At 65.4% G+C, this 25,055-nt stretch carries 25 protein-coding genes, 2 tRNA genes and 1 pseudogene; 13 read left to right on the top strand and 15 right to left on the bottom strand.

Annotated elements, in window-relative coordinates; translation table 11 throughout:
- Positions 1-17 precede the first annotated feature (17 nt).
- Complete coding sequence (locus tag A5775_RS22215; protein WP_067257173.1) at positions 18-761, bottom strand: DUF881 domain-containing protein; 744 nt, start codon at positions 759-761, stop codon at positions 18-20.
- A gap of 129 nt (positions 762-890) precedes the next feature.
- On the opposite strand from A5775_RS22215, the gene crgA reads away from it, so the two are divergent.
- Together crgA and A5775_RS22205 are read left to right on the top strand one after the other, a co-directional pair.
- Positions 891-1,172 carry a cell division protein CrgA gene (gene crgA, locus A5775_RS22210; protein WP_067257170.1) on the top strand — a complete coding sequence of 94 codons (282 nt, stop codon included), beginning with the start codon at positions 891-893 and terminating at the stop codon, positions 1,170-1,172.
- Between the two features lie 155 nt (positions 1,173-1,327).
- Entirely contained in the window at positions 1,328-1,753 is a 426-nt protein-coding gene (locus A5775_RS22205; RefSeq protein WP_067257165.1) for a PH domain-containing protein, read from the top strand.
- Positions 1,754-1,776: 23 nt separating this feature from the next.
- Here the strand turns inward: A5775_RS22205 and A5775_RS22200 are convergent, their stop codons facing one another.
- Positions 1,777-2,325: a peptidylprolyl isomerase gene (locus A5775_RS22200; protein WP_067257162.1), complete on the bottom strand. Its 549-nt coding sequence runs from the start codon at positions 2,323-2,325 to the stop codon at positions 1,777-1,779.
- A gap of 155 nt (positions 2,326-2,480) precedes the next feature.
- On the opposite strand from A5775_RS22200, the gene cwsA reads away from it, so the two are divergent.
- A complete protein-coding gene (gene cwsA / locus A5775_RS22195) occupies positions 2,481-2,915 on the top strand; it encodes a cell wall synthesis protein CwsA (RefSeq protein ID WP_067257337.1) in 435 nt (144 codons plus the stop codon).
- Positions 2,916-2,917: 2 nt separating this feature from the next.
- On the opposite strand, the gene A5775_RS22190 is transcribed toward cwsA, so the two are convergent.
- Positions 2,918-4,132, bottom strand: coding sequence for a cytochrome P450 (locus A5775_RS22190; RefSeq protein ID WP_067257159.1), 1,215 nt, complete (start codon positions 4,130-4,132; stop codon positions 2,918-2,920).
- 196 nt (positions 4,133-4,328) lie between these two features.
- Here A5775_RS22190 and A5775_RS22185 point away from each other — a divergent pair, with 196 nt between their 5' ends.
- On the top strand, positions 4,329-4,895 hold the full coding sequence (locus tag A5775_RS22185; protein ID WP_067257155.1) for a TetR/AcrR family transcriptional regulator: 567 nt from the start codon (positions 4,329-4,331) through the stop codon (positions 4,893-4,895).
- Between the two features lie 26 nt (positions 4,896-4,921).
- Here the strand turns inward: A5775_RS22185 and A5775_RS22180 are convergent.
- The 9 genes from A5775_RS22180 to dnaA form a co-directional block, all read right to left on the bottom strand.
- Positions 4,922-4,994 (bottom strand) — tRNA-Ala (locus tag A5775_RS22180).
- Between the two features lie 148 nt (positions 4,995-5,142).
- Positions 5,143-5,216, bottom strand: a tRNA-Ile gene (locus A5775_RS22175).
- Positions 5,217-5,286: 70 nt separating this feature from the next.
- Positions 5,287-6,159, bottom strand: a complete 873-nt coding sequence (locus A5775_RS22170) for a DUF3566 domain-containing protein (protein ID WP_067257152.1) — start codon at positions 6,157-6,159, stop codon at positions 5,287-5,289.
- Positions 6,160-6,298: 139 nt separating this feature from the next.
- A complete protein-coding gene (gene gyrA, locus A5775_RS22165) occupies positions 6,299-8,818 on the bottom strand; it encodes a DNA gyrase subunit A (RefSeq protein ID WP_067257149.1) in 2,520 nt (839 codons plus the stop codon).
- Between the two features lie 41 nt (positions 8,819-8,859).
- Positions 8,860-10,893 (bottom strand): DNA topoisomerase (ATP-hydrolyzing) subunit B, encoded by a 2,034-nt coding sequence (gene gyrB / locus A5775_RS22160; RefSeq protein WP_067257145.1) that lies wholly within the window; start codon positions 10,891-10,893, stop codon positions 8,860-8,862.
- Between the two features lie 255 nt (positions 10,894-11,148).
- Entirely contained in the window at positions 11,149-11,712 is a 564-nt protein-coding gene (locus tag A5775_RS22155; protein ID WP_067257142.1) for a DUF721 family protein, read from the bottom strand.
- Positions 11,709-12,866 carry a DNA replication/repair protein RecF gene (recF, locus tag A5775_RS22150; protein WP_067257137.1) on the bottom strand — a complete coding sequence of 386 codons (1,158 nt, stop codon included), beginning with the start codon at positions 12,864-12,866 and terminating at the stop codon, positions 11,709-11,711. Before recF ends, A5775_RS22155 begins: the two co-directional genes overlap by 4 nt.
- Complete coding sequence (gene dnaN, locus A5775_RS22145) at positions 12,867-14,066, bottom strand: DNA polymerase III subunit beta (RefSeq protein WP_067257133.1); 1,200 nt, start codon at positions 14,064-14,066, stop codon at positions 12,867-12,869.
- A 532-nt stretch (positions 14,067-14,598) separates the two neighbouring features.
- On the bottom strand, positions 14,599-16,134 hold the full coding sequence (gene dnaA, locus A5775_RS22140; RefSeq protein ID WP_067257130.1) for a chromosomal replication initiator protein DnaA: 1,536 nt from the start codon (positions 16,132-16,134) through the stop codon (positions 14,599-14,601).
- 601 nt (positions 16,135-16,735) lie between these two features.
- On the opposite strand from dnaA, the gene rpmH reads away from it, so the two are divergent.
- The 9 genes from rpmH to A5775_RS22100 all read left to right on the top strand — a co-directional run bounded on the left by rpmH (position 16,736) and on the right by A5775_RS22100 (position 23,185).
- Entirely contained in the window at positions 16,736-16,879 is a 144-nt protein-coding gene (gene rpmH, locus A5775_RS22135) for a 50S ribosomal protein L34 (RefSeq protein ID WP_003874369.1), read from the top strand.
- A gap of 22 nt (positions 16,880-16,901) precedes the next feature.
- On the top strand, positions 16,902-17,261 hold the full coding sequence (gene rnpA, locus A5775_RS22130) for a ribonuclease P protein component (RefSeq protein WP_067257127.1): 360 nt from the start codon (positions 16,902-16,904) through the stop codon (positions 17,259-17,261).
- The gene (yidD, locus tag A5775_RS25165; protein ID WP_156660818.1) at positions 17,258-17,608 is read left to right on the top strand and encodes a membrane protein insertion efficiency factor YidD; all 351 of its coding nucleotides are present in this window, start codon (positions 17,258-17,260) and stop codon (positions 17,606-17,608) included. The genes rnpA and yidD overlap by 4 nt, the downstream gene beginning before the upstream one ends.
- The gene (gene yidC, locus A5775_RS22125; RefSeq protein ID WP_067257125.1) at positions 17,547-18,686 is read left to right on the top strand and encodes a membrane protein insertase YidC; all 1,140 of its coding nucleotides are present in this window, start codon (positions 17,547-17,549) and stop codon (positions 18,684-18,686) included. The genes yidD and yidC overlap by 62 nt, the downstream gene beginning before the upstream one ends.
- Before the next feature lie 81 nt (positions 18,687-18,767).
- Positions 18,768-19,334 (top strand): R3H domain-containing nucleic acid-binding protein, encoded by a 567-nt coding sequence (locus A5775_RS22120; protein ID WP_067257334.1) that lies wholly within the window; start codon positions 18,768-18,770, stop codon positions 19,332-19,334.
- A 78-nt stretch (positions 19,335-19,412) separates the two neighbouring features.
- The gene (gene rsmG, locus A5775_RS22115; protein ID WP_067257123.1) at positions 19,413-20,147 is read left to right on the top strand and encodes a 16S rRNA (guanine(527)-N(7))-methyltransferase RsmG; all 735 of its coding nucleotides are present in this window, start codon (positions 19,413-19,415) and stop codon (positions 20,145-20,147) included.
- 71 nt (positions 20,148-20,218) lie between these two features.
- Positions 20,219-21,160, top strand: a complete 942-nt coding sequence (locus tag A5775_RS22110) for a ParA family protein (protein ID WP_082953133.1) — start codon at positions 20,219-20,221, stop codon at positions 21,158-21,160.
- Positions 21,161-21,183: 23 nt separating this feature from the next.
- Positions 21,184-22,170: a ParB/RepB/Spo0J family partition protein gene (locus tag A5775_RS22105; protein WP_067257122.1), complete on the top strand. Its 987-nt coding sequence runs from the start codon at positions 21,184-21,186 to the stop codon at positions 22,168-22,170.
- 262 nt (positions 22,171-22,432) lie between these two features.
- Positions 22,433-23,185, top strand: coding sequence for an acetyltransferase (locus tag A5775_RS22100; protein ID WP_067257121.1), 753 nt, complete (start codon positions 22,433-22,435; stop codon positions 23,183-23,185).
- Between the two features lie 7 nt (positions 23,186-23,192).
- Here the strand turns inward: A5775_RS22100 and A5775_RS22095 are convergent, their stop codons facing one another.
- The 3 genes and pseudogenes from A5775_RS22095 to A5775_RS25585 all read right to left on the bottom strand — a co-directional run.
- Positions 23,193-24,413: an N-acetylmuramoyl-L-alanine amidase gene (locus A5775_RS22095; RefSeq protein WP_067257119.1), complete on the bottom strand. Its 1,221-nt coding sequence runs from the start codon at positions 24,411-24,413 to the stop codon at positions 23,193-23,195.
- A gap of 133 nt (positions 24,414-24,546) precedes the next feature.
- Positions 24,547-24,900, bottom strand: a complete 354-nt coding sequence (trxA, locus tag A5775_RS22090; RefSeq protein ID WP_067257117.1) for a thioredoxin — start codon at positions 24,898-24,900, stop codon at positions 24,547-24,549.
- Positions 24,897-25,055, bottom strand: a pseudogene (locus tag A5775_RS25585) (thioredoxin-disulfide reductase); the annotation flags it as partial. The pseudogene A5775_RS25585 and the gene trxA, both read right to left, overlap by 4 nt.

The following is a 25,055-nucleotide window of genomic DNA, read 5'->3' as shown; positions in this document are numbered from 1 at the left end:
CCGCTGGTCAGTGTGCCTCAGTAACCGATCGGGCCGTTGGGCTGCGCATAATGCAGCCGGTCGGGTTCGAAATGACCGACGACCTGCACATCGGATTTGGCCTCTTCGCGGTAGCCGAGCCCGAAGCGCACCACGTACTGCTTGTAGAGGATCACCAGGGGAGCGGCGGCGAGGGCGGCTTGCATGGCCGCGGAATTACCGATCGCGGTGATCGTGTACGGCGGGCTGTAGGTGCGCCCGTTGAGCAGCAGCGTATTGCCCACACAGCGGGGCATAGAGGTGGCGATGAGCCGCTGGTCTTGCATCTGGATCGCCTCGGCGCCGGCGGTCCACAACGCATTGAGCACGGCCTGGATGTCTTGCTGGTGCACCACGAGGTCGTCGGGCGACGCATCGCGCGGGAACCGGCCGTTGGCGTCGCGTTGCGCATCCTCGAGGGTGACCACCAGACCCGGGCCGTGCACCGGGTTCATATCCGCCTCGCCGGCGAGCTGTGCGGAGCGCCGCAGCATCGCGGCCAGCGCGGCGTCCGACGAGCGCCCGTGCGCCGCATCGATCTTTCCCGCCAGTTCCTCGCGTTGGGCGTTGAGGCGGTTCACCGACGACTGGGTCTCACGGACCAAGTCCACCAGCCGCGGGGCGTCGCTGCCGCGGATCTCGGCGCCGCCGGATACCCCGTGTGTGGCGGCGAGCAGCAATCCGGCCAGCACACAGACCACCGGGACGCCGAAGCGCCACGGCGACTGGCGCGTCGGGGTCATCGAGTCTCCATTTCCTGGTCACCGTCCCAGGTGCGTTAGTCTCGTAGCCAAGCTATGGGTGCAGCTGCCGTGTTCATCGTTGCACCCCGTCCCGCTCACCGTGTTGTTGAGGTAATCCGCGAGGTAATCATGCCCAAGTCCAAGGTCCGTAAGAAGAACGACTTCACCGTCAGCGCGGTCAGCCGCACCCCGGTGAAAGTCAAGGTCGGACCGTCGAGCGTGTGGTTCGTCGCGCTGTTCATCGGCCTCATGCTGATCGGCCTCGTCTGGCTGATGGTTTTTCAATTGGCCGCGGTCGGAACACAGGCGCCGGCCGCCCTCAATTGGATGGCGCAACTGGGTCCCTGGAACTATGCCATCGCGTTCGCTTTCATGATCACCGGTTTGTTGCTCACGATGCGCTGGCACTGAGCGGGACAACCCACGGAATGAATTCATTTTGGGACTGATTTGGCACTGCGCCAGCAACTTTCCGAGCACCCAATCACACGCGTGTGATTTATCCCCACTGTTGATAGAGATTGTGGATAACTGCATCGGCAGTGGTGGGAGGGGTTAACGACCGCATGCAGCAAACACAATGGGAGCCGCACGCGGCGGGAATCGCAGGTTGTGGAGCCGCGGGTGTTCTAATGGCTATCGCCAGTGTGACCCTAATCACAGACCTGCCGGGGCGTGTTCTGGCGGGCGTTGCCGCAGTGGGTCTGATCTTGTTTGCGGGAATGTCTTGGCGCGCGCGCCCGAAACTGGCAATCACGCCCGAAGGGCTGTCGCTGCGCGGCTGGTTTCGGACGCAGGTATTACAGCAATCCGACATCAAGATCATCCGCATCATCGAGTTCCGCCGCTATGGACGCAAAGTGCGGTTGCTGGAGGTCGAAACGGCCGACGACGGCCTGGTGCTGTTCTCCCGCTGGGACCTTGGGACCGACCCGCTTCAGGTGCTCGACGCGCTCACGACAGCCGGCTACGCGGGACGTTCACAGCACTGAGCGGCCCCGAATGGGGGAGCGGTTCAGGAGATGGTGATCGACTCGATGACGACCGGCTCGGAGGGGCGGTCGTTACCGTCGGTGCTCGTCGTCGCGATCGTCTCGACCACCTGCTGCGATTCCGGGTCGGTCACTTCGCCGAAGATCGTGTGGCGCCGGTTCAGGTGCGGCGTCTTATCGACGGTGATGAAGAACTGCGAGCCGTTGGTGCCCGGGCCCGCGTTCGCCATCGCCAGCAAGTAGGGCTTGTCGAATTGCAGCTCGGGATGGAACTCATCGGCGAACTTGTACCCCGGACCGCCGCGGCCGGTCCCGGTCGGGTCGCCGCCCTGGATCATGAAGCCCCGGATCACTCGGTGAAAGACCGCGCCATCGTAGAACGGGCCGGAGGAGCCTCCCGACGCGTTCTGGGTCGAGTACTCCTTGGTGCCCTGCGCCAGGCCGACGAAGTTGGCGACCGTCTTGGGCGCGTGGTTTCCGAACAAGGCGACCTTGATGTCGCCGCGGTTGGTGTGGAGCGTGGCGGTAGCAGTCTGAAAGGGGCTGTTAGTCACGGCACCAAAGTCTGCCACTACGCGTGGGCGGGCCCGCACGCGGTGCCACCCAATCCGAAACCGCTGGCAAAACCCCACGAACACACACCGCGCCCGCCGACGTCCCTATGCTGGCCTTCAGATATCGGGCTCGCTTCACAACAGGCGTCACCAGCGGAACGGAAGGGCGGCAGATGAGCGCGAAGACGGAATCCCGGCTGACCCCGCGGGAGCGACTGGCCCGAGGCCTGACCTATTCGGCGAGGGGGCCGGTGGACGTCACCCGCGGAGTCGTGGGTCTCAGTGCCCAGTCTGCGCAGTCGACGGCCGCGCAGCTGCGTCGTCGGTATCAGGAGGGGCGTCTGGCCCGGGACATCGCGGCGGCCCAAGCAGCCCTCGCCCAGGAGCTGGCCGCCGCACAGGACGTGGTCACCAGCCTGCCCCAAGCGCTGCAGGACGCGCGGCGCGCACGGCGTCGCGGCAAGCGCCCGTGGGTGATTGCGGGAGTAGCCGTGGCGGTCCTTGCCGGCGGCGCCGCGGTGTTCAGCATCGTCCGGCGCTCAGTGCGGGCGAAACCTCAAGAGCCGCAGTCACGGCCGCCCAGTGTGGATGTTCAGCAGCGTCCGTGAGCTCACTGCACGGTGAGGCGCAATCGTTCGCGGCGCCGCACCAGAATGCTCGGCAGCCATTCTCCGACCTCGGCCGCGCCGATCCACGTGGTGCGCTCGAGCAGCATCCGTAACACGATGTGGGCTTCTAGGCGTGCCAGTGCAGCCCCCACGCAGAAGTGCACGCCCTTGCCGAAGCTCACGTGACTTTTGCCCGCGACGCGGTCAAGGCGGAAGTCGTTCGGGGCCTCAAAGTGCGCCGGGTCGCGGTTGGCCGCTCCCCACATCAACAGCAGATGTGAGTCGGCCGGCACCGCGACCCCACCGAGTGTGGTGTCGTGCCACACGTGCCGGTAATGACCCCGAAACGGCGCCTCGAAACGCAGTGTCTCTTCGATGAAAGCGCCTAGTAACTCCGGCCTTTCGCGGAGCCCCTGTTGGATCGCGGGGCGATCGGTGAGGATCCACGCCGCACTACCCAACAGAGAAGCGGTCGACTCGCCGGCCGCGCTGAAGAGAGTGAGCATGATCCCCAGCGCCGGCAGTTGCTCTAGTTCACCCGATGCGTAGCGCGCGGCCAGGTCGGCGATCAGGCCGGATTCACCGTTGGCGCTTGATTTTTCGAAATACTCCATGACATACCCCGATAGTTCCATCGCCGCCATCCCGGCTTGCTCGAGACGCTCGGGAGTCACGATCCCGTCAAGCAGTGTGGTGGTGGCGTAGCCGAGCCTGATGAGGTTGTCGACATCGTCATCGGGGAGACCCAGGAGCTTGCAGACCACCATCATCGGCAGCCGATTGGCGATGCTGCTCATCCATTCGATCTGACCGTCGCGCAGGTTCTGCGTCCACAAGTCGTCGGCGGTCTGGGCGGCAAATTCTTCGATGATCCGGATCCGCCTGGCCGACAGGTGTGGCAACAAAATCTTGCGGTGCATCGCGTGCACGGGGTCATCCGCCGTGGCCAATACGTGCATCGGGGATCCCGGCTGGCCCATATCGAACGGCGTGACGGTGCCGTCCTCGTGAAAGACCATGGTCGCCGTGAGGTTCGACGAAAAATCCTCGACCCGATCGACGGCCTCTTGCACCGCGTCCCAACCGCACACGGCGTAGAAGGCGGAGTCACCGATACGCTGCACCGGCGCCTCGGCCCGCATCCGGTCATACAGCGGGTAGGGATCTTGCATCGCCGCGCTACCGAAGAACCGGGTCGCACTGTCCAAGACCGCCATGCGTTTCAGGCTCGATGCCGCTCACCCCCGGGTCAATGGCGCGCGGCGAAGTTGAGGAGCCCCCGCGGTCAGTGTCGATGGGGGATGGCCGAGTCTAGGCCTCACCAGCAGCACGTTCGTGTGAGAGAAACCGGCTTAAATTTCTCATGCTGCGAGAACTATTTCGGCATCCCGCGGCGTAGGGGAGCATGGGTGGATGCCGCGCGAAGACTGGTTGGTGGGCCGCGATCGCGGTAGCGAAGCCGCCGAGCGGATCTACGCCGCGGCGGCCGACCTCATCGCTCGCCAGGGCTACGAAGCGTTCACGATCGAGGCCTTGGCCACCCGGGTTCACTGCTCGCCCGCGACGATCTACCGGCACGCCGGCGGCAAGGCGACCATCCGCGACGCCGTCGTCGGTATCCACGCGGCTCGCATCGTCGACACCATACGGGAAGCCATCAAGGACCTCCGCGGGCCGGATCGGGTCGTGGCCGCAACGATCCTCGCGCTCGACCGTCTGCGATCCGATCCACTGGCCCAGCTCATGCGGTCGATCCACACGGCGCCGGTCAGCGACTGGGTGATCAGCTCGCCCACCGTGACCGGCCTGGCCGCCGAGATGCTGGGGCCCGGCAACGACGATCCGTTGGCCGGGCAGTGGCTGATCCGCGTCTTCCTCGCGCTATGGGGTTGGCCGCTCAAAGACCCGGCCGCCGAACGCGCCCTGGTGGAACGCTTCCTCGGCTCGTCCTACACACCATGGGCAGAATCAGCGAATTAGGCGGTCCACAGAGGGAGACCAGTTTGTGGAGCCTAGGGGAATCGAACCCCTGACACCCGCCTTGCAAAGGCGGTGCTCTACCAACTGAGCTAAGGCCCCTCATCGTGACTGTGTGGTTGACCGGAGTCATCCGCAGCCACGTGCCAGACCTCGACTCCACGTCGTGACCGCGCCACCGCTACCAATACGGCGATCAGTCCCAGTGGCAGTGCGATTCGTACGCAACGTCTTGACGGGCACATGGTTGTGGGCCTAGGAGGACTCGAACCTCCGACCTCTTCGTTATCAGCGAAGCGCTCTAACCGCCTGAGCTATAGGCCCGTACTCGCGTACGGCCGAGCGACGAGATTACCGCAACAGCCGCCTGACTCCCAAAAGCGCAGCATCCACGCTAGTCGCGATCCGCCAGGGTCACTTCGATGCCGCCGATCAGATCGGTGGTCAGGTTGTAGACGAAGGCGGCGATGGTCGCCATCGCGGTCAGCAGCACGATGTTGACCAGACCGATCAGGACGGCGCCGCCGAAAATCGTGCCGCTGGACACCAGTTCGCCGCTGCTGCCGCTGGTGTTGTTCAGCAAATCACCGACGTTGCTGTTCAACTTCGACCACACACCCATGCCCCCGAGCACGAGGTAGAGGAACGCGACCGCGATCATCCACACGAAGAACAGGGCCACCGAAAGCAGCAGCGACACCTTCAACGTGCTCCACGGATCGACCCGGCGGATCTGCATGCTGGCCCGAACCGGGCCTCGCGTCCGCCGCGACACCTGCACCCGCTCGCGGTTCTCCCGGCTTTCCGTGGTCGCCGGGCGGCCGGCTCCCGACGAGCTCTCCGAGGGCCGCTCCGATGGTGGCTGGCGGTGCGGGCCGCGGGACGGGCCGGACAGATCCGGCAATTCGCTGGCGTAGGCCTCGGCGGGCGAGCCCTCCCCGCGCGACGGCGCGGCCTCTGCATCTTTCGCATGCGACGTGGCGCCGGCTCCCGGCGCCGCGGTACCGGAGATGAAACGGTTCAGCCGGGCCTCCACCCCGCTGGGCGGGCCCGACGGCCGCTTTTCAGTCGGCGGCTCATTCTGGCGGGGCGGCGGCTGCTGAGGCCGGCCGCCGCCGCGCGGCCACGGCGGTCCGTCCCCGGTCTCCTGGGTGCGGCCACCCTGTGCGGGTGGGGCCGCGCGGCGCACGCCGGCGCGCTCGACCGAACTGTCCCCGTTGGGGCCGTCCCCCTTATTGGGGGCGCCCGGCTCGTTCGGTGAAGTCACGCCGACTCCTTAGTTCTCGACCCTGGCCGCCCAGGCGGTGGCAGCCGCGTCATGTCTGGTCGGGCTGAGTCTAATTGCCCGACCCCTCCTCGGGCCGCGCCGAGGCCCGCATCGCCATCCGGCTGAGTCTAATTGCCGACTAACTCTCCGACTCCGCACCACCGTCGATTTCCTCGACGGCTTCGTCCGCGTTTGCTTCCGCATTGCGGGCGATGGCCAACAACGTGTTCTCTTCACCCAGGTTCATCAGACGCACGCCCTTGGTCTGCCGGCCCGCCTTGCGGACCTGGCGCGCCGCGGTGCGGATGACGCCGCCTCCCGAAGTGATCGCGTACAACTCGCTGTCCTCTTCGACGATCAGCGCACCGACAAGCCTGCCGCGCCGACGGTCGTACATCACCGTCAGGACGCCCTTGCCGCCGCGACCCTGCACCGGATATTCCTCGATCGCGGTGCGCTTGGCGTACCCGCCGGAGGTCGCCACCAGCAGGTAGGTGCCCTCACGAACTACGTTGAGCGACAACAGGTAATCGTCGGCGTTGAAGCGCATGCCCTGCACGCCGGAGGTGGCGCGTCCCATTGGGCGCAGCGCCTCATCGGTCGCCGAGAACCTGATGGACTGGCCGTTGGCCGACACCAGCAGCAGGTCGTCCTCCGAGGAACACAGCACCGCACCGACCAGCTCGTCGCTGTCACGCAGGTTGATCGCCACGATTCCGCCCGAACGGTTCGAGTCGAAATCGGTCAGCTTGGTCTTCTTCACCAGCCCGTTGCGGGTGGCCAGCACCAGGTACGGGGCGTCCTCGTAGCCGCGGATCTGGATGACCTGGGCGATCCGCTCCTCGGGCTGGAAGGCCAGCAGGTTGGCGACGTGCTGACCGCGCGCCGTCCGGGACGCTTCCGGCAGTTCGTAGGCCTTGGCGCGGTACACGCGGCCCTGCGTGGTGAAGAACAGGATCCAGTCGTGCGTTGAGCACACGAAGAAGTGCCGCACGATGTCGTCCTGCTTCAGCCCCGCGCCCTGCACACCCTTGCCGCCGCGCTTCTGGCTGCGGTACAGGTCGGTCTTGGTGCGTTTGGCGTAGCCGGTTTCGGTGATGGTGACGACGACGTCCTCGCGGGCGATCAGGTCCTCGTCGTTGACGTCACCGTCGGCCGCGATGATCCGGGTGCGCCGTTCGTCGCCGTGCTTGTCGACGATCTCGGAAAGCTCGTCGTGCACGATCCGGCGCTGCCGCTCGGGCTTGGCCAGGATGTCCTCCAAGTCGGCGATCTCGGCTTCGATCTTGGCCAAGTCGTCGATGATGCGCTGGCGCTCCAGGGCGGCGAGGCGCCGCAGTTGCATGTCCAGAATCGCCTGGGCCTGGATTTCGTCGATATCCAGCAGCTCGATCAGGCCGGCCCGCGCGATCTCCACGGTCTCCGACGCGCGGATCAAGGCGATGACCTCATCCAGCGCATCGAGCGCTTTGACCAGACCGCGCAAGATGTGGGCGCGTTCGTTGGCCTTGCGCAACCGATAGGTGGTGCGCCGGATGATGACGTCGAGTTGGTGATTGACGTAGTGGCGGATCATCTGGTCGAGCCGCAGGGTGCGCGGCACCCCGTCGACGATGGACAGCATGTTGGCGCCGAAGCTGGTCTGCAGCTGGGTGTGCTTGTAGAGGTTGTTCAACACCACCTTGGCGACGGCGTCGCGCTTGATCTCCACGACGATGCGCAAACCCACCCGGTCGCTGGACTGGTCCTCGATGTTGGAGATGCCGGCGAGCTTGCCGTCGCGGACCTGCTCGGCGATCGAGGTGATGAAGTTGTCGTGGTTCACCTGATACGGCAATTCGGTGATGACCAGCGCGGTGCGTCCGCGCGAATCCTCTTCTACCTCAACGACTCCGCGCATCCGGATCGACCCGCGTCCGGTGGTGTACGCGTCATGGATACCCTGCGATCCGACGATCAGGCCGTGGGTGGGGAAGTCGGGGCCTTTGACCCGCTCGCGGACCGCGGCCAGCGTCGCCTCCTCGTCGGCCTCGTGATTGTCCAGGCACCAGTAGACGGCTTCGGCCAACTCGCGCAGGTTGTGCGGCGGGATATTGGTAGCCATCCCGACCGCGATGCCGCCGGAGCCGTTGGCCAGCAGGTTGGGGAACCGGCTGGGAAGCACGGTCGGCTCCTGGACCCGGCCGTCATAGTTGGGGATGAAATCGACTGTCTCCTCGTCGATTTCACGCAACATCTCCATCGCGAGCGGAGTCAGCCGCGCCTCGGTGTAGCGCATCGCGGCCGGCGGGTCGTTGCCCGGCGAACCGAAGTTGCCCTGACCGTCGACCAAGGGATAGCGCAGCGACCACGGCTGCGCCATGCGCACCAACGTGTCGTAGATCGACGAATCGCCGTGCGGGTGATAGTTACCCATCGTCTCGGCCACCGACCGTGCAGACTTGGCGTGTCCGCGGTCGGGCCTGAACCCGGAGTCGAACATCGCATAGAGGACCCTGCGGTGGACCGGCTTGAGGCCGTCGCGCACCTCGGGCAGGGCGCGCCCAACGATCACGCTCATCGCGTAATCGATGTAGCTGCGCTGCATCTCCTGCTGAATGTCGACCGGCTGGATCCGGTCGACGGAGTCGTCATTTGGCGGCAGCGTGGTGTCAGTCATCTAGTCCTCGTGGGTCGGTCAACGGTGGCTGGTCTGATCGCTCAGACGTCGAGGAAGCGAACGTCCTTGGCATTACGGGTGATAAAGCTGCGGCGCGCATCGACGTCCTCGCCCATCAGGATCGAGAACAGTTCGTCGGCGGCTGCGGCGTCGTCCAGCGTGATTTGGCGCAGTACCCGAACGGTGGGGTCCATCGTGGTTTCCCATAGTTCTTTGGCGTCCATTTCACCCAGACCCTTGTAGCGCTGGATCCCGTCTTCGGCGTTGATCCTCTTGCCCGCTGCCCGTCCGGCCTCCAACAAGCCGTCGCGCTCGCGGTCTGAGTAGGCGAATTCGGGCTCGCTGCGCTGCCACTTCAGCTTGTACAGTGGCGGCTGCGCCAAAAACACGTGCCCGTTCTCGATCAGCGGCCGCATGAACCGGAACAGCAGCGTCAGCAACAGTGTCGAGATGTGTTGGCCATCAACGTCCGCGTCGGCCATCAGCACGATCTTGTGATAGCGCAGCTTGGTGAGGTCGAACTCGTCGTGGATGCCGGTGCCCAGGGCGGTGATGATCGCCTGGACTTCGGTGTTCTTCAAAACCCGGTCGATACGCGCTTTTTCGACGTTGATGATCTTGCCGCGCAGCGGCAGGATGGCCTGGAACATCGAGTCGCGCCCACTCTTGGCCGATCCGCCGGCCGAGTCGCCCTCCACCACATACAGTTCCGACTTGCGCGGGTCGGTGGAGCGGCAGTCGGCGAGCTTTCCGGGCAGCCCGCCGAGGTCGGTAGCGCTTTTGCGGCGCACCAACTCTCGTGCCTTCCGCGCGGCGATGCGGGCCTGCGCCGACGACACCGCCTTGTTGACCACAACTTTGGCGTCCGCGGGGTTGGCTTCGAACCAGTGCGTCAGCTGTTCGTTGCACACCTTCTGCACGAACGACTTGACTTCGGTGTTGCCCAGTTTCGTCTTGGTCTGGCCCTCGAACTGCGGTTCACTCACCTTGACCGAGATCACCGCGGCCAGGCCTTCACGGATGTCGTCGCCGGTGAGGTTGGGGTCCTTGTCCTTCAGCAGCTTCTTGTCTTTGGCGTACTTGTTCACCACCGTCGTCAGCGCGCTGCGGAAGCCCTCTTCGTGGGTACCGCCCTCGTGGGTGTTGATGGTGTTGGCGAAGGTATGCACCGATTCGGAGTAGCCGCCGTTCCACTGCATCGCGATTTCGACCTCGTGGCCGGGACCCTTGCCGTCGAAGTCGATGATGCTCTGCTGGATCGGGCTCTTGGTGCGGTTGATGTGCTTGACGAAGTCGACCAGGCCACCGGGGTAGTGGAAGGTGCGGTGCTTAACCTTATGTGGCGCACTCGATTCCGCGGCCTTCTCCTGTGCCGACTTGGGGGCTTCGGCGGTGTCGCTGACAACCTCGTCGACTACCTCCTCCTTGGTCACCCGCTCGTCGGTGAGGTTGATGGTCAAACCCTTGTTCAGAAACGCCATTTCCTGCAACCGGCGCGCCACCGTCTCGAAGTCGTAGTCGGTGGTCTCGAAGATGTCGGAGTCGGCCCAGAATCGGATCGTGGTGCCCGTGCGCTTGGTGGCCTCCCCCTGTTTGAGGGTTCCGGGCACGGCACGGTCGTAATACTGCGACCACTCGTGGCCGTCGCGGGCGATGTCCACTTCGAGCCGCTTTGACAGCGCGTTGACCACCGACACACCGACGCCGTGCAGACCACCACTGACGTTGTAGCCACTGTTCTCCCCGCCGAACTTGCCGCCGGCGTGCAGTTGCGTCATCACCACGTCGACGGTGGGGGCGCCGGTCGCGTGCATCGCCACCGGGATACCGCGGCCGTTGTCGGAGACCTCGACGCTGCCGTCGTCGAGGATGCGGACGTCGACCTTGTCGGCGTAGCCGGCCATCGCCTCGTCGACCGAGTTGTCCACCACCTCCCAGATGAGGTGGTGCAGACCACGCTCACCGGTGGACCCGATGTACATACCCGGGCGTTTGCGGACGGCCTCGAGGCCTTCGAGCACGGTGATCGCTGAAGCGCCGTATTCGTCTTGCGCCTTCTTCTTCTGGGCAGCCACGGTCGGAATGCTCTCCTTGGGGTTTCATGCGGGCGGTTCCAGTCACCGCAACAGTCGCATACTGCCAGTCTAGCGTCATCACCCGTCCGCACCGATTTTCTGGCCGCGTTTCTACCCAGCTAACTGCGCCGTGCGGACGATTTTTTTATTCTGGCCGCGTCCCGACGTGCATCGAGGGGATCCACGTCATTCTGGCCGATTTGAGCGGCCTGTGGATAACAGCCCGTCTGGGGACAGAACGCGCCGCCGAACGCGCTAACCGTAGGTGTCGCGCGGGCCCCTTCCGGCGATGTGGCGCGGCCCCTTGCGCCACGACGGGGCGGCGGGCCCGGTGATTTTCAAGGACGTCACCACCCCGTTGCCGACCGCCGCGGCGATCTTGGCCAACAACTGCGCCTGGATCATCCGCAACTGGGTCGCCCATGCCGTCGATTCGGCGGCCACGTTCAGCACGCCGTCGTTGAGGGCGGTGGGGACCGCATGGTCGGCGATCTGGTGGCCGACCACGGATGTCCAGTTGCCCAGCACGGTGCCCTCGGCGACTTGCGCGGACCACCCGCGCTTTTTCGCCAGATCGCGCGCCACCCTGCCCAGGGGCTGCGGGTCACGGATGTCCGGACCCGGCCCCGACCAGCGGCGCCGCTGGCCCGCCACCCGGCGGGGGGAGGGCGCCACCGCACGGCCGCGACCAGCGTCTTTGCCCTGCGCCCGCGCCGCTGCCCGGGCCTCCTCGAGGGTGCGCCTGACCAGGTCGATCCCGGTCAGCTCGCTCGATGGCCCACTGGAGTCAGCACGCGGATCGTCACCCGTGCCGGTCATGCGCGCATCTCCGATACCCGGCCCGAGTCGCTGTCGCGGAGATCCACATAGACCTGTCGGACGTCCCAATCCGCCGGGATGTCCTCGACGACCGCCGCGGTGACCAGCACCTGCTCGGCCGATTCGGCCACCGTGGCCAGCGCGCGGCGCCGCGCGGCGTCGAGTTCCGCGAATACGTCGTCGAGCAATAGCACGGGATCGCTCTCGTCGGCGCGCAGCAGTTCGTACGCGGCCAGCCGCAGCGCCAACGCGAACGACCACGACTCCCCATGGCTGGCAAAGCCTTTCGCCGGTTGATCACCGAGCCACAACTCCAAGTCGTCGCGGTGCGGACCGACCAAACACATGCCACGCTCCAGCTCCGCATCGCGGCGTGCCGACAACGCCGCCAACAGGGCGGCCTCCAGAAACTCCCGATCACCGCCCGCGATCTCCGCCGCGAGGTCAGCACCCAGACTGGATCGGTAGGTGATGGCGGCCGCGCGTGATCCAGGGGCCAGCAGCTGATAAGCCTTCTCGACTTCTGGAGCCAGCTGGTTCACCAAATCGATACGGGCGGCCATCAATTGGGCACCGTGTTCGGCAAGACGAGCGTCCCACACGTCGAGCGTGTCCAGCGCGCTTCGATCGCCGCGGTACCGCGCGCCCGACACGGATTTCAACAGCGCGGTCCGCTGCCGCAAAGCCTTTTCGTAGTCTGCCCGCACCGCCGCCACCGACGGCCGCCGCACCGTCGCCAAATCGTCGAGGTAACGACGTCGCTCCGACGGATCTCCGCGCACCAACGCCAGGTCCTCGGGAGCGAACAGAACCGCGCGCAGGACGCCGATCACCTCACGCGTGCTACGCACCGGCGAACGATTCAGCCGCGCCTTGTTCGCCCGGCCCGCAGCGATTTCCAGATCGACCGCACATTCCCTACCCTCGTTGACCACGATCGTGGAAACCACGGCGCGGGCGGCGCCAGCGCGGATCAACGGCGCGTCCGTTCCCACCCGGTGTGAACCCAAGGTGCACGAATACCACAGCGCCTCAAGAAGATTCGTCTTCCCGAAACCGTTCGCACCGATGAAGACCGTCCGACCGGGTTGCAATTCGAGGTCGGCGTGTGCCCAGGACCGGAAGTCACGCAGTCCCAAATGCCGGACGTACACCTAGCCAGGCAACCGGACAGGCATCAACAGGTAGACGTAATCGGTCGGCAGCGCGCTGAAGGGCCCCGTGCCGGTCGGGTGGCTGTCGTCGTCCAACGCCGGGCGCAGCAACGCGGGCTTGCCCGGAGTGGTGAAGCCAAACGACACCCGCTCGGAATGAACCGATCCCAGTCCATCGGTCAGGTAAGTCGGGTTGAAGGCAATAGTCAGCGGTTCACCGGCGAAATCGATAGCCAGATCTTCTTCGGCCCGGCCGACGTCGTCGGCACCCGCGGACAGCCGCAGCGATCCCTCGCTGAATTCCATCCGTACCTGAGCTCCGCGGTCGGCGACCAACGCCACCAACTTGATGGCCTCGGTCAATTCCGCCACGTTGATGGTGGCGACCGCGGTGTGCTCGGCCGGCAAGAGTTGGCGGAACTTCGGGAATTCGGCGTCGAGCAGGCGAGTGGTACTGCGCTTGCCGTTCCCGCTGATACCGAGCAGCCCGTCTTTTCCAACGCCCGCACCCGCACCCAGCGACAGACGAACATCAGAACCGTCGGTGCCGGTCCGGGCGGCTTCGGCCAACGTTTTGGCCGGCACCAGGACCGCGGCCTCGATGTCGGGGGAGGCCGCCGACCAAGTCAGCTCGCGAACCGCCAGCCGGAACCTGTCGGTGGCGGCCAAGACCACCGTGTCGCCCGAAATCTCAACCCGGATCCCCGTCAACATGGGCAGCGTGTCGTCGCGACCGGCAGCGATGGCGACCTGACTGATCGCCTCGGCGAACAGATCGGCGGGCAGTGTCCCGGTCTCATCCGGCAGACCCGGCAGCGTCGGGTAATCCTCGACCGCCATCGTCGGCAGCGAAAACCTCGCGTTCCCGCAGTTCAGAGCCACTCGATTGCCGTCGACGTAGAAGTCGATCGGCTTGTTCGGCAGCGCCCGAACGATGTCGGACAACAACCGTCCGGAGACCAAAACACTTCCAGGAGAAGCGATTTCGGCCGCAACCTGTGCTTCCGCGGAAACTTCGTAATCGAACCCGGAGATCGTGAGACCCTCATCGGTCCCGGACAACAGCACACCCGAGAGCACCGGCACCGCGGGTCTGGACGGCAGGTTCTTCGCCACCCACGACACCGCGTCGGCGAAAGACTCCCGCGCCAAACGAAACTTCAAGTCGCTGAGGCCAGCCGTTGTCGTCGCCGCGTCCATAGCGTCCCTTCACCTTCAGCGTTTTCGAATCATTTTGGCTAGCCTCCCCCGCTAGCACGGGGCCCGCCACGATCGCCGGTGACGCGAAGCGCCGACGACGACCGTAACGGCAGTCGAAGAACAACCGTAGATCCTCACGGGCCATCTTGAAAGCTAATCGCAAAGGCCGACAAACCGATCTGACGAAGGCGTCGACGAGGGGTGTGCACCGAACGTCCCCAGGCCTGTATTTCAAAGAAGAACCGATGAAGAGATCTCAGTAACAGTATTAAGGGCTGTGCATTCTGGGGACAGCGTCGTCCCCGCGCAGCTAGCGCGGCGATCGGGATGTGGATCTTGGCGTCGGCGGCTGTGAATCAGATGTTGGTCCGATGGGGACGAATGACGGGTGTGCACGGAACGGCCGGTGCTGCACCGGCGTTTGATTGCTCTGTGCACAGGGCTGCCCACATGCCCTGGGTGTGGCGGGTGTGACGGACGCGCGAGAAGTTTCTCGAAAAAAATTACGCGCAGGTGCCCCGAAACCCGGGATTCAGCGCTTGGAGCGCTGCCGGATGCGAGTGGTGAGCTCCTTGACGTGATCAAAAACCTCACGCCGCTCGGCCATCTCGGACAAAATCTTGCGCTGCGCGTACATGACCGTGGTGTGGTCGCGACCGAACGCCTGCCCGATCTTGGGCAGCGACAGATCGGTGAGCTCACGGCACAGATACATGGCGATCTGGCGTGACTGGGCCAGCGCCCGTGTCTTACCGGGGCCGCGAAGTTCTTCCACGGTGGTATCGAAGTATTCGGCGGTGGCGGCCATGATGGTGGCCGCGCTGATCTGCATCGTACTGGCGTCGGCGATCAAGTCGCGAAGCACGATTTCCGCCAGCGCCTTGTCGATCGGGGTCTTGTTCAGCGAGGCGAACGCGGTCACCCGGATCAGGGCGCCTTCGAGCTCGCGGATGTTGCGTTCGATGCTGCTGGCGATGAGTTCCAGCACGTCGTCGGGGACAGCCAGCCGCTCCATCTGGGCTTTCTTGCGCAAGATGGCGATGCGGGTTTCCAGCTCGGGGGGCTGCACATCGGTGATCAGGCCCCACTCGAACCGCGTTCTGAGCCGGTCTTCCAGGGTCGCCAGCTGCTTGGGCGGCCGGTCCGAGGAGATGACGATCTGCTTGTTGGCGTTGTGCAACGTGTTGAAGGTGTGGAAGAACTCTTCCTGGATACCTTCTTTGCCCTCGATGAATTGAATGTCATCGACCAGCAGCACGTCGACGTCGCGGTAGCTGCGCTTGAAGGCGACCTTGCGGTCGTCGCGGAGCGAGTTGATGAAGTCGTTGGTGAATTCCTCGGTGGAGACGTACTTGACCCGCATCCCAGGGAACAACCGCTGCGCGTAATTACCGGCGGCATGCAACAGGTGGGTCTTGCCGAGACCGGACTCACCCCAGATGAAAAGGGGGTTGTACGCGCGGGCCGGCGCTTCGGCGATGGCCAAGGCGGCGGCGTGCGCGAATCGGTTGGAGGCGCCGATGACGAACGTGTCGAAGGTGTAGCGGCGGTTGAGGCTCGTTCCGGCGGCGACGGCGGGGTCGATGGCATGGGGCCGCTCGGTGAAGTAGTTCGGCCAGCCGGGCTGGGTGCTGTCCACGGTCTCACCGTTTTCGAACGGCTCGCCGGTGCCGCCCGTGGCGTCGTCGCCCGGGAAGGAGCCGTCGGATCCGGGGAACGGTTCGGCCGGTGGGACCAGAGCGTCCTCGACATCGTCGGCCGGGGGAGCGATGCGGACTCCCAGTTGGATCTGTTGTCCGAGCCGGCGGCTGAGCGCATCGGTGATCGGGGCGCGCAGGTGACGTTCGATCTCGTTCTGCACGAAGCTGCTCGGGACCGACAGCAGAGCAAATCCCTCGACGATCGTCAGCGGCCGGACAAGATTCAGCCAAGCTCTTTGCTGGGGGGTGAGGGGTGTGACCAGGGCCGTGCGGTTAGCGGCCAGGCCGTCTGCGCTGGGGTCGCCGTTGAGTTCGGAAACGACCGCATTCCACACCGTCGTAAAGCTTGAACCGGGGTCATCGGTCAACGACGCATCTCCCTGGTTCTCGAAGGTCCCGGGTCGAAGTACAACTCACGCTTGGCGACAAAACAAGCTGTCCACATAGTTATACACAGGTGTGGACAGGATGACCGTATGCGAGCCACAAGCTACCGGCGACGGCTCGCGATCTCCGCGCTGGAAGAAAACCTTGAAAGGTTGTCTAGGCAGCTAGTCGATCCACCATCCTCGCTTCGTTGTCGAGCGCTGCTTAGTCTAAAACGACTTGCGCAGAAGCTAACAGTTTTCTGTGCGGCTGCCAACCGTTCTGCTGCATTCCAATCGGGTTGTTTAGGGTAAGTGGGGCCTGGGTTCGGCTCGTTAGCGTAGTCATGCCGGAGCCGAGTGTGACCGGAACGGAAATCTTTTGCCGGGTCCCCGCGGCTCAGTTGCGGCAAGCCAGGTTTGACCAGGCGAAGGCTCGTCAGTACCCTCAAACAGTCGCCCGAAAGTCGGCGATACGGCTGCGACCCAGAACCACATGGGGACCGCGCCGGCCAGCAGCAGCAAGACCACCTCCGGTCCGAACGCAGACGAGCCCGAAGCGAAGCGTCTGTACGGCCGGATGGCAAACAACGAGGAGAACGTCGTGGCCAAGGGCAAGCGGACCTTCCAGCCGAATAACCGGCGCCGAGCCCGCGTGCATGGCTTCCGCTTGCGGATGCGCACTCGTGCCGGACGCGCGATCGTGTCCGGTCGGCGCCGCAAGGGCCGCCGCGCGTTATCTGCCTGATCGCGGGTCAGGTCTTTCAGCCGTGCTTCCCGCACGCAACCGCATGACGCGGTCAATTGAGTTTGACGCGACGGTGAAGCACGGGATTCGCACGGCGCAGCCCGACATCGTCGTTCACTTCCTGCGGGGAAGTGGCCGCGACGACGCGACGGCGCCACACGTCGGATTGGTTGTCGGCAAGCCCGTCGGGTCGGCCGTGGAACGTCACCGGGTGGCCCGCCGGCTGCGGCATGTGGCCCGCACGATTCTGAGCGAACTCGCGCCGTCCGACCGGATGGTGATCCGCGCGCTGCCCAGCAGCCGGACCGCGTCGTCGGCTCGCTTGGAGCAGGAACTGCGGCGGTGTTTGCGGCGCGTGCCGGCGGCGGGAATCGCACCGTGACGGGACGGTCGCTGGTGGGCACGTTCACCCACACCGTGGGAAGCTCCGCCGCGCGGGGATTGATTTTCCTGATCCAGCTCTATCGGCATATGGTGTCGCCGCTACGTCCGGCGACGTGTCGCTTCGTACCCACGTGCAGCCAGTACGCGGTCGACGCGCTGAACGAGTACGGCTTGATCCGAGGGAGCTGGCTGGCTGCGGCCAGACTCGCCAAGTGCGGCCCATGGCACGAGGGTGGATGGGATCCGATACCGGATCGCCCCGCATGCCAGGTGAATTGCCAAGATGCCAGCGACGTTCGGGCCCTCCGAACGACGCGAGGGGAGAGTGAATCCTTTGTCGTTTGATGTTTTCAGCCTCGACTTCGTCTACTACCCGGTGTCGTGGATCATGTGGGTTTGGTACAAGTTGTTCGCATCGATGCTCGGGCCGTCGAACTTCTTCGCCTGGGCGCTGTCGGTGATGTTCTTGGTGTTCAGCCTGCGCGCGCTGCTTTACAAACCCTTCGTGCGCCAGATCCGCACCACGCGCCAGATGCAGGAACTGCAACCGCAGATCAAGGCGCTGCAGAAGAAGTACGGCAAAGACCGCCAGCGCATGGCGCTCGAGATGCAGAAGCTGCAGCGCGAGCACGGCTTCAACCCGATCCTCGGCTGCCTCCCGATGCTGGCGCAGATCCCGGTGTTCATCGGGCTGTATCACGTGTTGCGCTCGTTCAACCGGACCACCGGCGGCTTCGGGCAGCCGCACCTGTCGGTGGTGCAGAACCGGCTCACCGGAAACTACGTGTTCACCCCGACGGACGTCGGGCACTTCCTGGACGCCAACCTGTTCGGCGCACCGATCGGCGCCTTCATGACACAGCGGACCGGTTTGGACGCATTCACCTTCTTCAGCCGGCCGGCCGTGATCGCCGTCGGCCTACCGGTGATGGTCCTGGCCGGGGTCGCGACGTACTTCAACAGCCGGGCGTCGGTGGCGAGGCAGAGCCCGGAGGCGGCGGCCAACCCTCAGACCGCGATGATGAACAAGCTTGCGCTGTATGTGTTTCCACTGGGCGTAGTCGTCGGTGGGCCGTTCCTTCCGCTCGCGATCATCCTGTACTGGTTCGCGAACAACATCTGGACCTTCGGTCAGCAGCACTACGTCTTCGGGATGATCGAAAAAGAGGACGAAGCCAAGAAGCAGGAAGTGATCGCGCGGCGGGCGGCCAACGCGCCGGCGCCGGGAGCCAAACCGAAGCGGAGCCCGAAGACGGCGCCGCCGGGTGGGAACGGTGCGGAGAAGGCCGACGCCGACGCCGATGAGTCCGGTTCCGCGGAAACGGATCCCGATGTGGCCGACGCGCAACCGACAGAAGCGGACGACGGGCCGAGCAACCGGACCCCGCGTCCCGGGGCACGACCGAAGAAACGCAAACGCTGATACCGCCGGACAAGCTATCGGGGCGACCTTGGCAGGGGGACCCCAACTGGGCTCAGACCCATGGATGAGGGAGAGAAAGACATGACAGACGCAGACACCACCGAGCGCGAGGTTGACACCGACCTCGAGGCGCCAGCCCCGGCCGAGGACGCCGCCCAAGGCGATGCCGAGGAGACCGACGACATGGAGGAGCGGTTGGTCGCCGAGGGCGAGATCGCCGGCGACTACCTCGAGGAGTTGTTGGACCTCTTGGACTTCGACGGCGACATCGACTTGGACGTCGAGGGAAGCCGGGCGGTCGTGAGCATTGACGGCAGTGACGACTTGACCAAGTTGGTCGGCCGCGGCGGTGAGGTGCTGGACGCGCTGCAGGAGCTCACCCGGTTGGCGGTGCACCAGAAGACCGGCGTGCGGAGCCGGTTGATGCTCGACATCGCCAGTTGGCGCCGTCGTCGTCGCGAAGAGTTGGCGGCGTTGGGCGACAAGGTCGCGCGGCGGGTGCTCGAATCGGGGGAGCGCGAAGAGCTGGCGCCGATGACGCCCTTCGAGCGGAAGATCGTGCACGACGCCGTCGCAGCGGTCTCCGGGGTGCACAGCGAGAGCGAGGGCGTCGAGCCCGCGCGCCGCGTGGTCGTTCTGCACGACTGACGCCCCAGAGTTACAGCGGTGTAGTTCGTCTGGTCCGAAGGGCGTCCGAACGTCGAAGGCGCCCGCGCCAACTAGAGGATGTTTCACGTGAAACATGGCGATCCGGTCGAAGCCGCGGGGGAGCCCGCGGGCTCGGACTCAGACGCCTGCTCGGATTCGGCCGCCGCAGTCTTCGGGGAGCGGCTCGCGGTCGCGCGGCAGTACGCCGGACTGCTTGCCGGACCGGGCGTGGAGCGCGGGTTGCTCGGGCCCCGGGAAGTCGACCGCATCTGGGACCGCCACATATTGAACAGCGCCGCCGCCGCCGAACTCATTGCTACGGGCGAGCGCGTCATCGACATCGGCAGCGGGGCCGGCCTGCCCGGCATACCGCTCGCGATCGCGCGCCCCGATCTCGAGGTCGTGTTACTCGAACCCCTCCTGCGCCGCAGCGAATTTCTCAACGAGGTCGTCAACGAACTAGGGTTAGCCGTCGAGGTGGTCCGTGGCCGTGCGGAAGAGCCGGCAGTGCGCAGCCGGTTCGGGGAGAGGGATGCGGCGGTGTCACGAGCGGTTGCGGCGTTGGACAAACTGACGAAGTGGAGCATGCCGCTGCTACGCCCGGGCGGCCGGATGCTGGCCATCAAGGGGGAGCGGGCGTCCGAGGAAGTTGAACAGTACCGGCGTGTGATGGCAGCATCGGGCGCCGCTGATGTCAGGGTGGTGACATGTGGCGCGAACTATTTGCGTCCCCCCGCAACCGTAGTTTCAGCGCGACGCGGACAGCCGCCGCGCCACAAGTCGGTACGGACCGGGAAGGCCGGAACGCGATGACATCTCCAGGAGATGGGCCGGTGCCCCCGCAGGTTTCGGAGGATGTTCCTGGCGCGGGGGAGGCTCCGTCCATGCAGGCGTATGTGGCGGCGCCCCCGCGCGAACCGGCGGCGGTCGCGCCGGCGTCGCAGCCCAATGTTTCACGTGAAACAGCGGCCGAATTCGACACTCCGATCGGGGCGGCAGCCGAACGCGCGATGCGGGTTTTGCACACCACGTATCCGCCCCTGCGCCGGCCGGCCCGCCGCCGAGTCTTTACCGTCGCGAACCAGAAGGGCGGCGTGGGTAAGACGACCACCGCGGTCAACCTCGCCGCCGCCCTCGCGCTGCAAGGACTCAAAATTCTCGTCATCGACCTCGACCCCCAGGGCAACGCGAGCACGGCGCTCGGCATCACCGACCGGAAATCGGGGACGCCGTCGTCGTACGAGGTGTTGCTCGGCGAGGTCCCCGTCCACGACGCCCTGAGGAAGAGCCCGCACAATGAGCGGCTGTTCTGCATTCCCGCGACGATCGACTTGGCGGGCGCTGAGATCGAGCTGGTCAGCATGGTGGCGCGCGAGAACCGGTTGCGCACCGCGCTGGCCGATCTCGACAACCTCGACTTCGATTGCGTCTTCATCGACTGCCCGCCATCGCTCGGGCTGCTGACCATCAACGCGCTCGTCGCCGCGCCGGAAGTCTTGATCCCGATCCAGTGCGAGTACTACGCCCTGGAGGGCGTCTCGCAATTGATGCGCAACATCGAGATGGTGAAGGCTCATCTCAATCCGAAACTCGAGGTGAGCACCGTGGTGCTGACTATGTACGACGGCCGCACCAAGCTCGCGGACCAAGTGGCAGAAGAGGTACGCCGCTTCTTCGGAAGCAAGGTGCTGCGGACGGTGATTCCGCGCAGCGTGAAGGTTTCCGAGGCGCCGGGCTACAGCATGACCATCATCGATTACGACCCCGGTTCGCGCGGGGCGATGAGCTACCTCGACGCGAGCCGCGAACTCGCCGAGCGTGATTGACCACCATCCGTGAAGGGACGACCATGACGCAGCCATTACGCAAAAAGGGCGGCCTCGGCCGCGGCCTGGCTTCGCTTATCCCCACCGGTCCCGCGGAAGGTGATTCCGGACCGGCGACCCTCGGTCCGCGGATGGGGGACGCGGCCGCCGACGTCTTGATCGGGGGACCACCGCCGCAGGACGCATCGCCGATGGGTGCGGTCTACCGCGAAATCGCGCCCGCCGACATCGAACGCAACCCGCGCCAGCCCCGGCAGGTCTTCGACGAGGAAGCACTGGCCGAGCTGGTGCACTCCATCCGCGAGTTCGGGCTCTTACAGCCGATCGTGGTGCGGGCCGTCAAGGATGCGTCCAGCGGTGCGCGCTATCAGATCGTGATGGGGGAGCGGCGCTGGCGCGCGGCCCAAGAGGCTGGCCTGGCGACCATCCCGGCCATCGTGCGCGAGACGGGCGACGACGATCTGTTGCGCGACGCCCTGTTGGAGAACATCCACCGGGTGCAGCTGAACCCCTTGGAGGAGGCGGCCGCCTACCAGCAGCTGCTCGACGAGTTCGGCGTCACCCACGATGAACTGGCGGCCCGCATCGGGCGGTCGCGGCCGTTGATCACCAACATGATCCGGTTGCTCAAGCTGCCGATCGCGGTGCAGCGGCGGGTAGCCGCCGGGGTGCTGTCCGCCGGGCATGCCCGTGCGCTGCTGTCCCTGGACGCCGGCCCGGACGCGCAAGAGGAACTGGCCACCCGCATCGTCGCGGAGGGGCTGTCGGTGCGGGCCACCGAGGAGGCGGTCACGCTGGCCAACCGGGCCGGCGCTACCACGCCGACCGCCCCACGTCGCAAGCCGATCCAGATGCCCGGGCTGCAAGACGTTGCTGACCGCCTCTCGACCGCCTTCGATACGCGGGTGACGGTGAGCCTGGGCAAACGCAAGGGCAAGATTGTCGTGGAGTTCGGCTCGGTGGACGACCTACAGCGAATCATCGACGTCATGTCACCGTCCAAGACGTGAACTAGGACACGGTGTAATTACGTCACTGTGACACTGGGGCGCGTTCGGCGGGAAATCTCCGCGCCCCGGGCGGCATGGGTCGGCGAAACAGTATGGGTAGCAACGACTTTCGGAAATCGACGCTCACGACCACACTGTGTCGGTGATTCGGGGGCGCCCACCCGGGTGGCCAGCTAAAGCTGGCCCGATCGCGACCACCTCTCCTATCCTGGAGGCGTTGTCGGTGCAGATGGCTGCAGTACCGCACAGGAGCAGGAGGCTAGTGTCCGCTCGAATCATGCCGCTGCGGCTCGAGGCCTTCGAGCAGCTTCCCAAGCACGCGCGCCGGTGCGTCTTCTGGGAAGTCGATCCTGCGACCCTCGGCAACCAGGATCACCTCACCGACCCCGAATTCGAAAAAGAAGCGTGGTTGTCGATGGTGATGCTGGAGTGGGGCTCGTGCGGTCAGGTGGCCACTGCGGTTCCTGACGAGCGAAGCCAGGCCGAACCGTCGTGCCTGGGCTATGTGTTCTACGCGCCGCCACGCGCGGTGCCGCGGGCGCAGCGATTTCCGACCGGCCCGGTGTCCGCGGACGCGGTGCTGCTGACGTCGATGGGCATCGAACCCGGCCCGGCCGCCGAGGACCTGCCGCACGGCTTGATCGCCCGGGTCATCGACGAGTTGGTGCGACGCGGCGTGCGGGCGCTCGAAGCGTTCGGCCGCACCCCGGCGGCTTCGGAATTGCAGGATCCGCGACTGGTGGATCCGGATGTACGGGCGGTGTTGGAAGTCGTCGGCGATTGCTCGGTGGACCGCTGCGTGATGGACGCGGAGTTCTTGAAAGACGCGGGTTTCGTTGTGGTGGCGCCACATACGTATTTCCCGCGACTGCGGCTGGAGCTCGACAAGGGTCTCGGATGGAAGGCCGAAGTCGAGGCGGCCCTGGAGCGCCTGCTGGAGAGCGCGCATCTGGAGCAGCCGGTCGGGGCAGGATCTACGGCAGGGAATGCGTTGGGGACCACCCTGGGTGGTTAACGGGTGGCTACGATCCGCCCAGCTGGCTGGTGCGCTCCACCGACAATTCGTGGGCGAGTAACTCGGCGAAAGTGAATGTGCCAGTGGGCCGGTCGTTTTTGCCCAACAGGTAGAGCCGCTTGACCGCGGCGAGGATTCCCTCGGCGATGGCATCGCGGGTCTGGGTGGAGACCAGCATCGCGCGATCGCGCGGGTTCGTGATGTACCCGATGTCGACCTGGACCGTGGGCATCCGGGTCAGACGCAGCAGATCCCACGTCCGGCCGTGCGTGCGGCAATCGCGTAAACCGGTGCGGGCCACCACTTCTCGCTGGATGAAGTCGGCGAGATTGCGGCCGATGGTGGACACCGAACCATGCGAGTTCCCGAAGTGAAAGGAAGCCACCCCGTTGGCCGCGGCGCTGAGCTGATTCTCGCAGCGCAGGCTGATCATCAGGTCCGCGCCGACGTTGTTGGCGGTGGCCGCGCGTTCGGCGTCCAGCGGGCTGCGGTTGACCGGCCGGGACAGGAAGGTCTCCATCCCGATGGCGGTCATGCGCCCCTCGAGTCGGCTCGCCAAGTCCCACAACACATCTGCTTCGCTGACCGGACCCGACGAACCGTGCACGATCAGGCCGTGGTCCGCACCGCCGCGGCCCGGATCGATGATGATCCGTTTGCCCGACAGTTTGGGACCCGAGCGGCGCACCAACTCTTCTTCGCGAAGCGCGTGGGGCGACCCGCCGGTGACCCGTGAACTCAGAAAGTACAAGGACCGCAACGTTTCCGGGCCGCAGATGCCGTCGGCGGACAGCCCGTACTCACGCTGATACGACATCAAAGCGTTGTGCGTCTGCAACCCGAAGTACCCGTCGACCAGCCCGGTGTAAAAGCCCAGATCCTGCAGCCGCGCCTGCAGCGTGGCGACGTCGTCACCGAAGAGCGGGGCACCGAATTGGTGATACAACGTTCGGGCACCGAGGCGGTACGACGCCTCCTTGAGTGCACGGTAGGTGGCCTCGCCAACAATGCCGTCCACGAGCAGTCCGCGATGCTGTTGGAAAGCACGTACCGCCTGGTCAAGTTCGGTGTCGAAGAGTTCCTGGGCCACGTGCCGGCCGGTACTGAGGTCCTCGTCGGAGCCATCCAGTAGGCCTAAGGAGGCCAAGGTGGCCCGGATCTCGGTCACAGCGGCGCTGCGGTCACCACAGCGCAGCGCGTCGCCGTATTCGCGGCGCGGACTCGGCATACCAAGGGCCCTCCGGGACTAACTGACAGGCTCACACATCTGGGCAACAGCTAACCGTATTGTCGCAGACGCTTCGTAAATTCCGGAAAACCCCAGGCTATGCGCGAGGTGCGGTGCGAGGAATCAGATGGCGTCAGCCGAGGCCGGGAACCGCGTCGGAAAGCTCGCGCAGCAGCGCCGCCTTGCCTTTGGCGCCGACGATCCGCTTCACCGGTTGGCCGTCTTTGAACAAGATCATGGTGGGGATGGAGACCACCTGGAAGCTCTGGGCGGTTTCCGGGTTGGCGTCCACGTCGAGCTTGGCCACGGTGAGCTGATCGCTGCGCTCGCCGGCAATCTCCTCGAGGACCGGTGCAACCATCTTGCAGGGCCCACACCATGTCGCCCAAAAGTCAACCAGCACAGGCTTGTTGCTGGACAACACGTCGGTCGAGAACGACGCGTCAGAGACTTCGATTGTGGCCCCGGCCTTTTCGGCGTCGGTCATTGTGGTGCTCCAATCAATGTGTCGGTACTGTCCGGAAATTCGGTGGCATCGCCTTGTGCGGCGGCGCTGGATTCCTCATGGTCGGCGAGCCAGCGTTCGGCGTCGATGGCGGCCGAACAGCCGCTGCCGGCCGCGGTCACGGCCTGGCGGTAGGT

It is taken from the genome of Mycobacterium sp. 852002-10029_SCH5224772 (assembly GCF_001667315.1).
GTDB lineage: Bacteria > Actinomycetota > Actinomycetes > Mycobacteriales > Mycobacteriaceae > Mycobacterium.
Note: the sequence above shows the minus strand (reverse complement) of the source record. Positions and strands in the feature narration are given on the sequence as shown.

Coding starts and splice junctions, on each gene's coding strand:
- A5775_RS22215 (WP_067257173.1), bottom strand. CDS start 761: ATGACCCCGACGCGCCAGTCGCCGTGGCGCTTCGGCGTCCCGGTGGTC.
- crgA (WP_067257170.1), top strand. CDS start 891: ATGCCCAAGTCCAAGGTCCGTAAGAAGAACGACTTCACCGTCAGCGCG.
- A5775_RS22205 (WP_067257165.1), top strand. CDS start 1,328: ATGCAGCAAACACAATGGGAGCCGCACGCGGCGGGAATCGCAGGTTGT.
- cwsA (WP_067257337.1), top strand. CDS start 2,481: ATGAGCGCGAAGACGGAATCCCGGCTGACCCCGCGGGAGCGACTGGCC.
- A5775_RS22190 (WP_067257159.1), bottom strand. CDS start 4,132: ATGGCGGTCTTGGACAGTGCGACCCGGTTCTTCGGTAGCGCGGCGATG.
- A5775_RS22185 (WP_067257155.1), top strand. CDS start 4,329: ATGCCGCGCGAAGACTGGTTGGTGGGCCGCGATCGCGGTAGCGAAGCC.
- gyrA (WP_067257149.1), bottom strand. CDS start 8,818: ATGACTGACACCACGCTGCCGCCAAATGACGACTCCGTCGACCGGATC.
- A5775_RS22155 (WP_067257142.1), bottom strand. CDS start 11,712: ATGACCGGCACGGGTGACGATCCGCGTGCTGACTCCAGTGGGCCATCG.
- dnaN (WP_067257133.1), bottom strand. CDS start 14,066: ATGGACGCGGCGACGACAACGGCTGGCCTCAGCGACTTGAAGTTTCGT.
- yidC (WP_067257125.1), top strand. CDS start 17,547: ATGCCAGCGACGTTCGGGCCCTCCGAACGACGCGAGGGGAGAGTGAAT.
- A5775_RS22120 (WP_067257334.1), top strand. CDS start 18,768: ATGACAGACGCAGACACCACCGAGCGCGAGGTTGACACCGACCTCGAG.
- rsmG (WP_067257123.1), top strand. CDS start 19,413: ATGTTTCACGTGAAACATGGCGATCCGGTCGAAGCCGCGGGGGAGCCC.
- A5775_RS22110 (WP_082953133.1), top strand. CDS start 20,219: ATGCAGGCGTATGTGGCGGCGCCCCCGCGCGAACCGGCGGCGGTCGCG.
- A5775_RS22105 (WP_067257122.1), top strand. CDS start 21,184: ATGACGCAGCCATTACGCAAAAAGGGCGGCCTCGGCCGCGGCCTGGCT.
- A5775_RS22095 (WP_067257119.1), bottom strand. CDS start 24,413: ATGCCGAGTCCGCGCCGCGAATACGGCGACGCGCTGCGCTGTGGTGAC.
- trxA (WP_067257117.1), bottom strand. CDS start 24,900: ATGACCGACGCCGAAAAGGCCGGGGCCACAATCGAAGTCTCTGACGCG.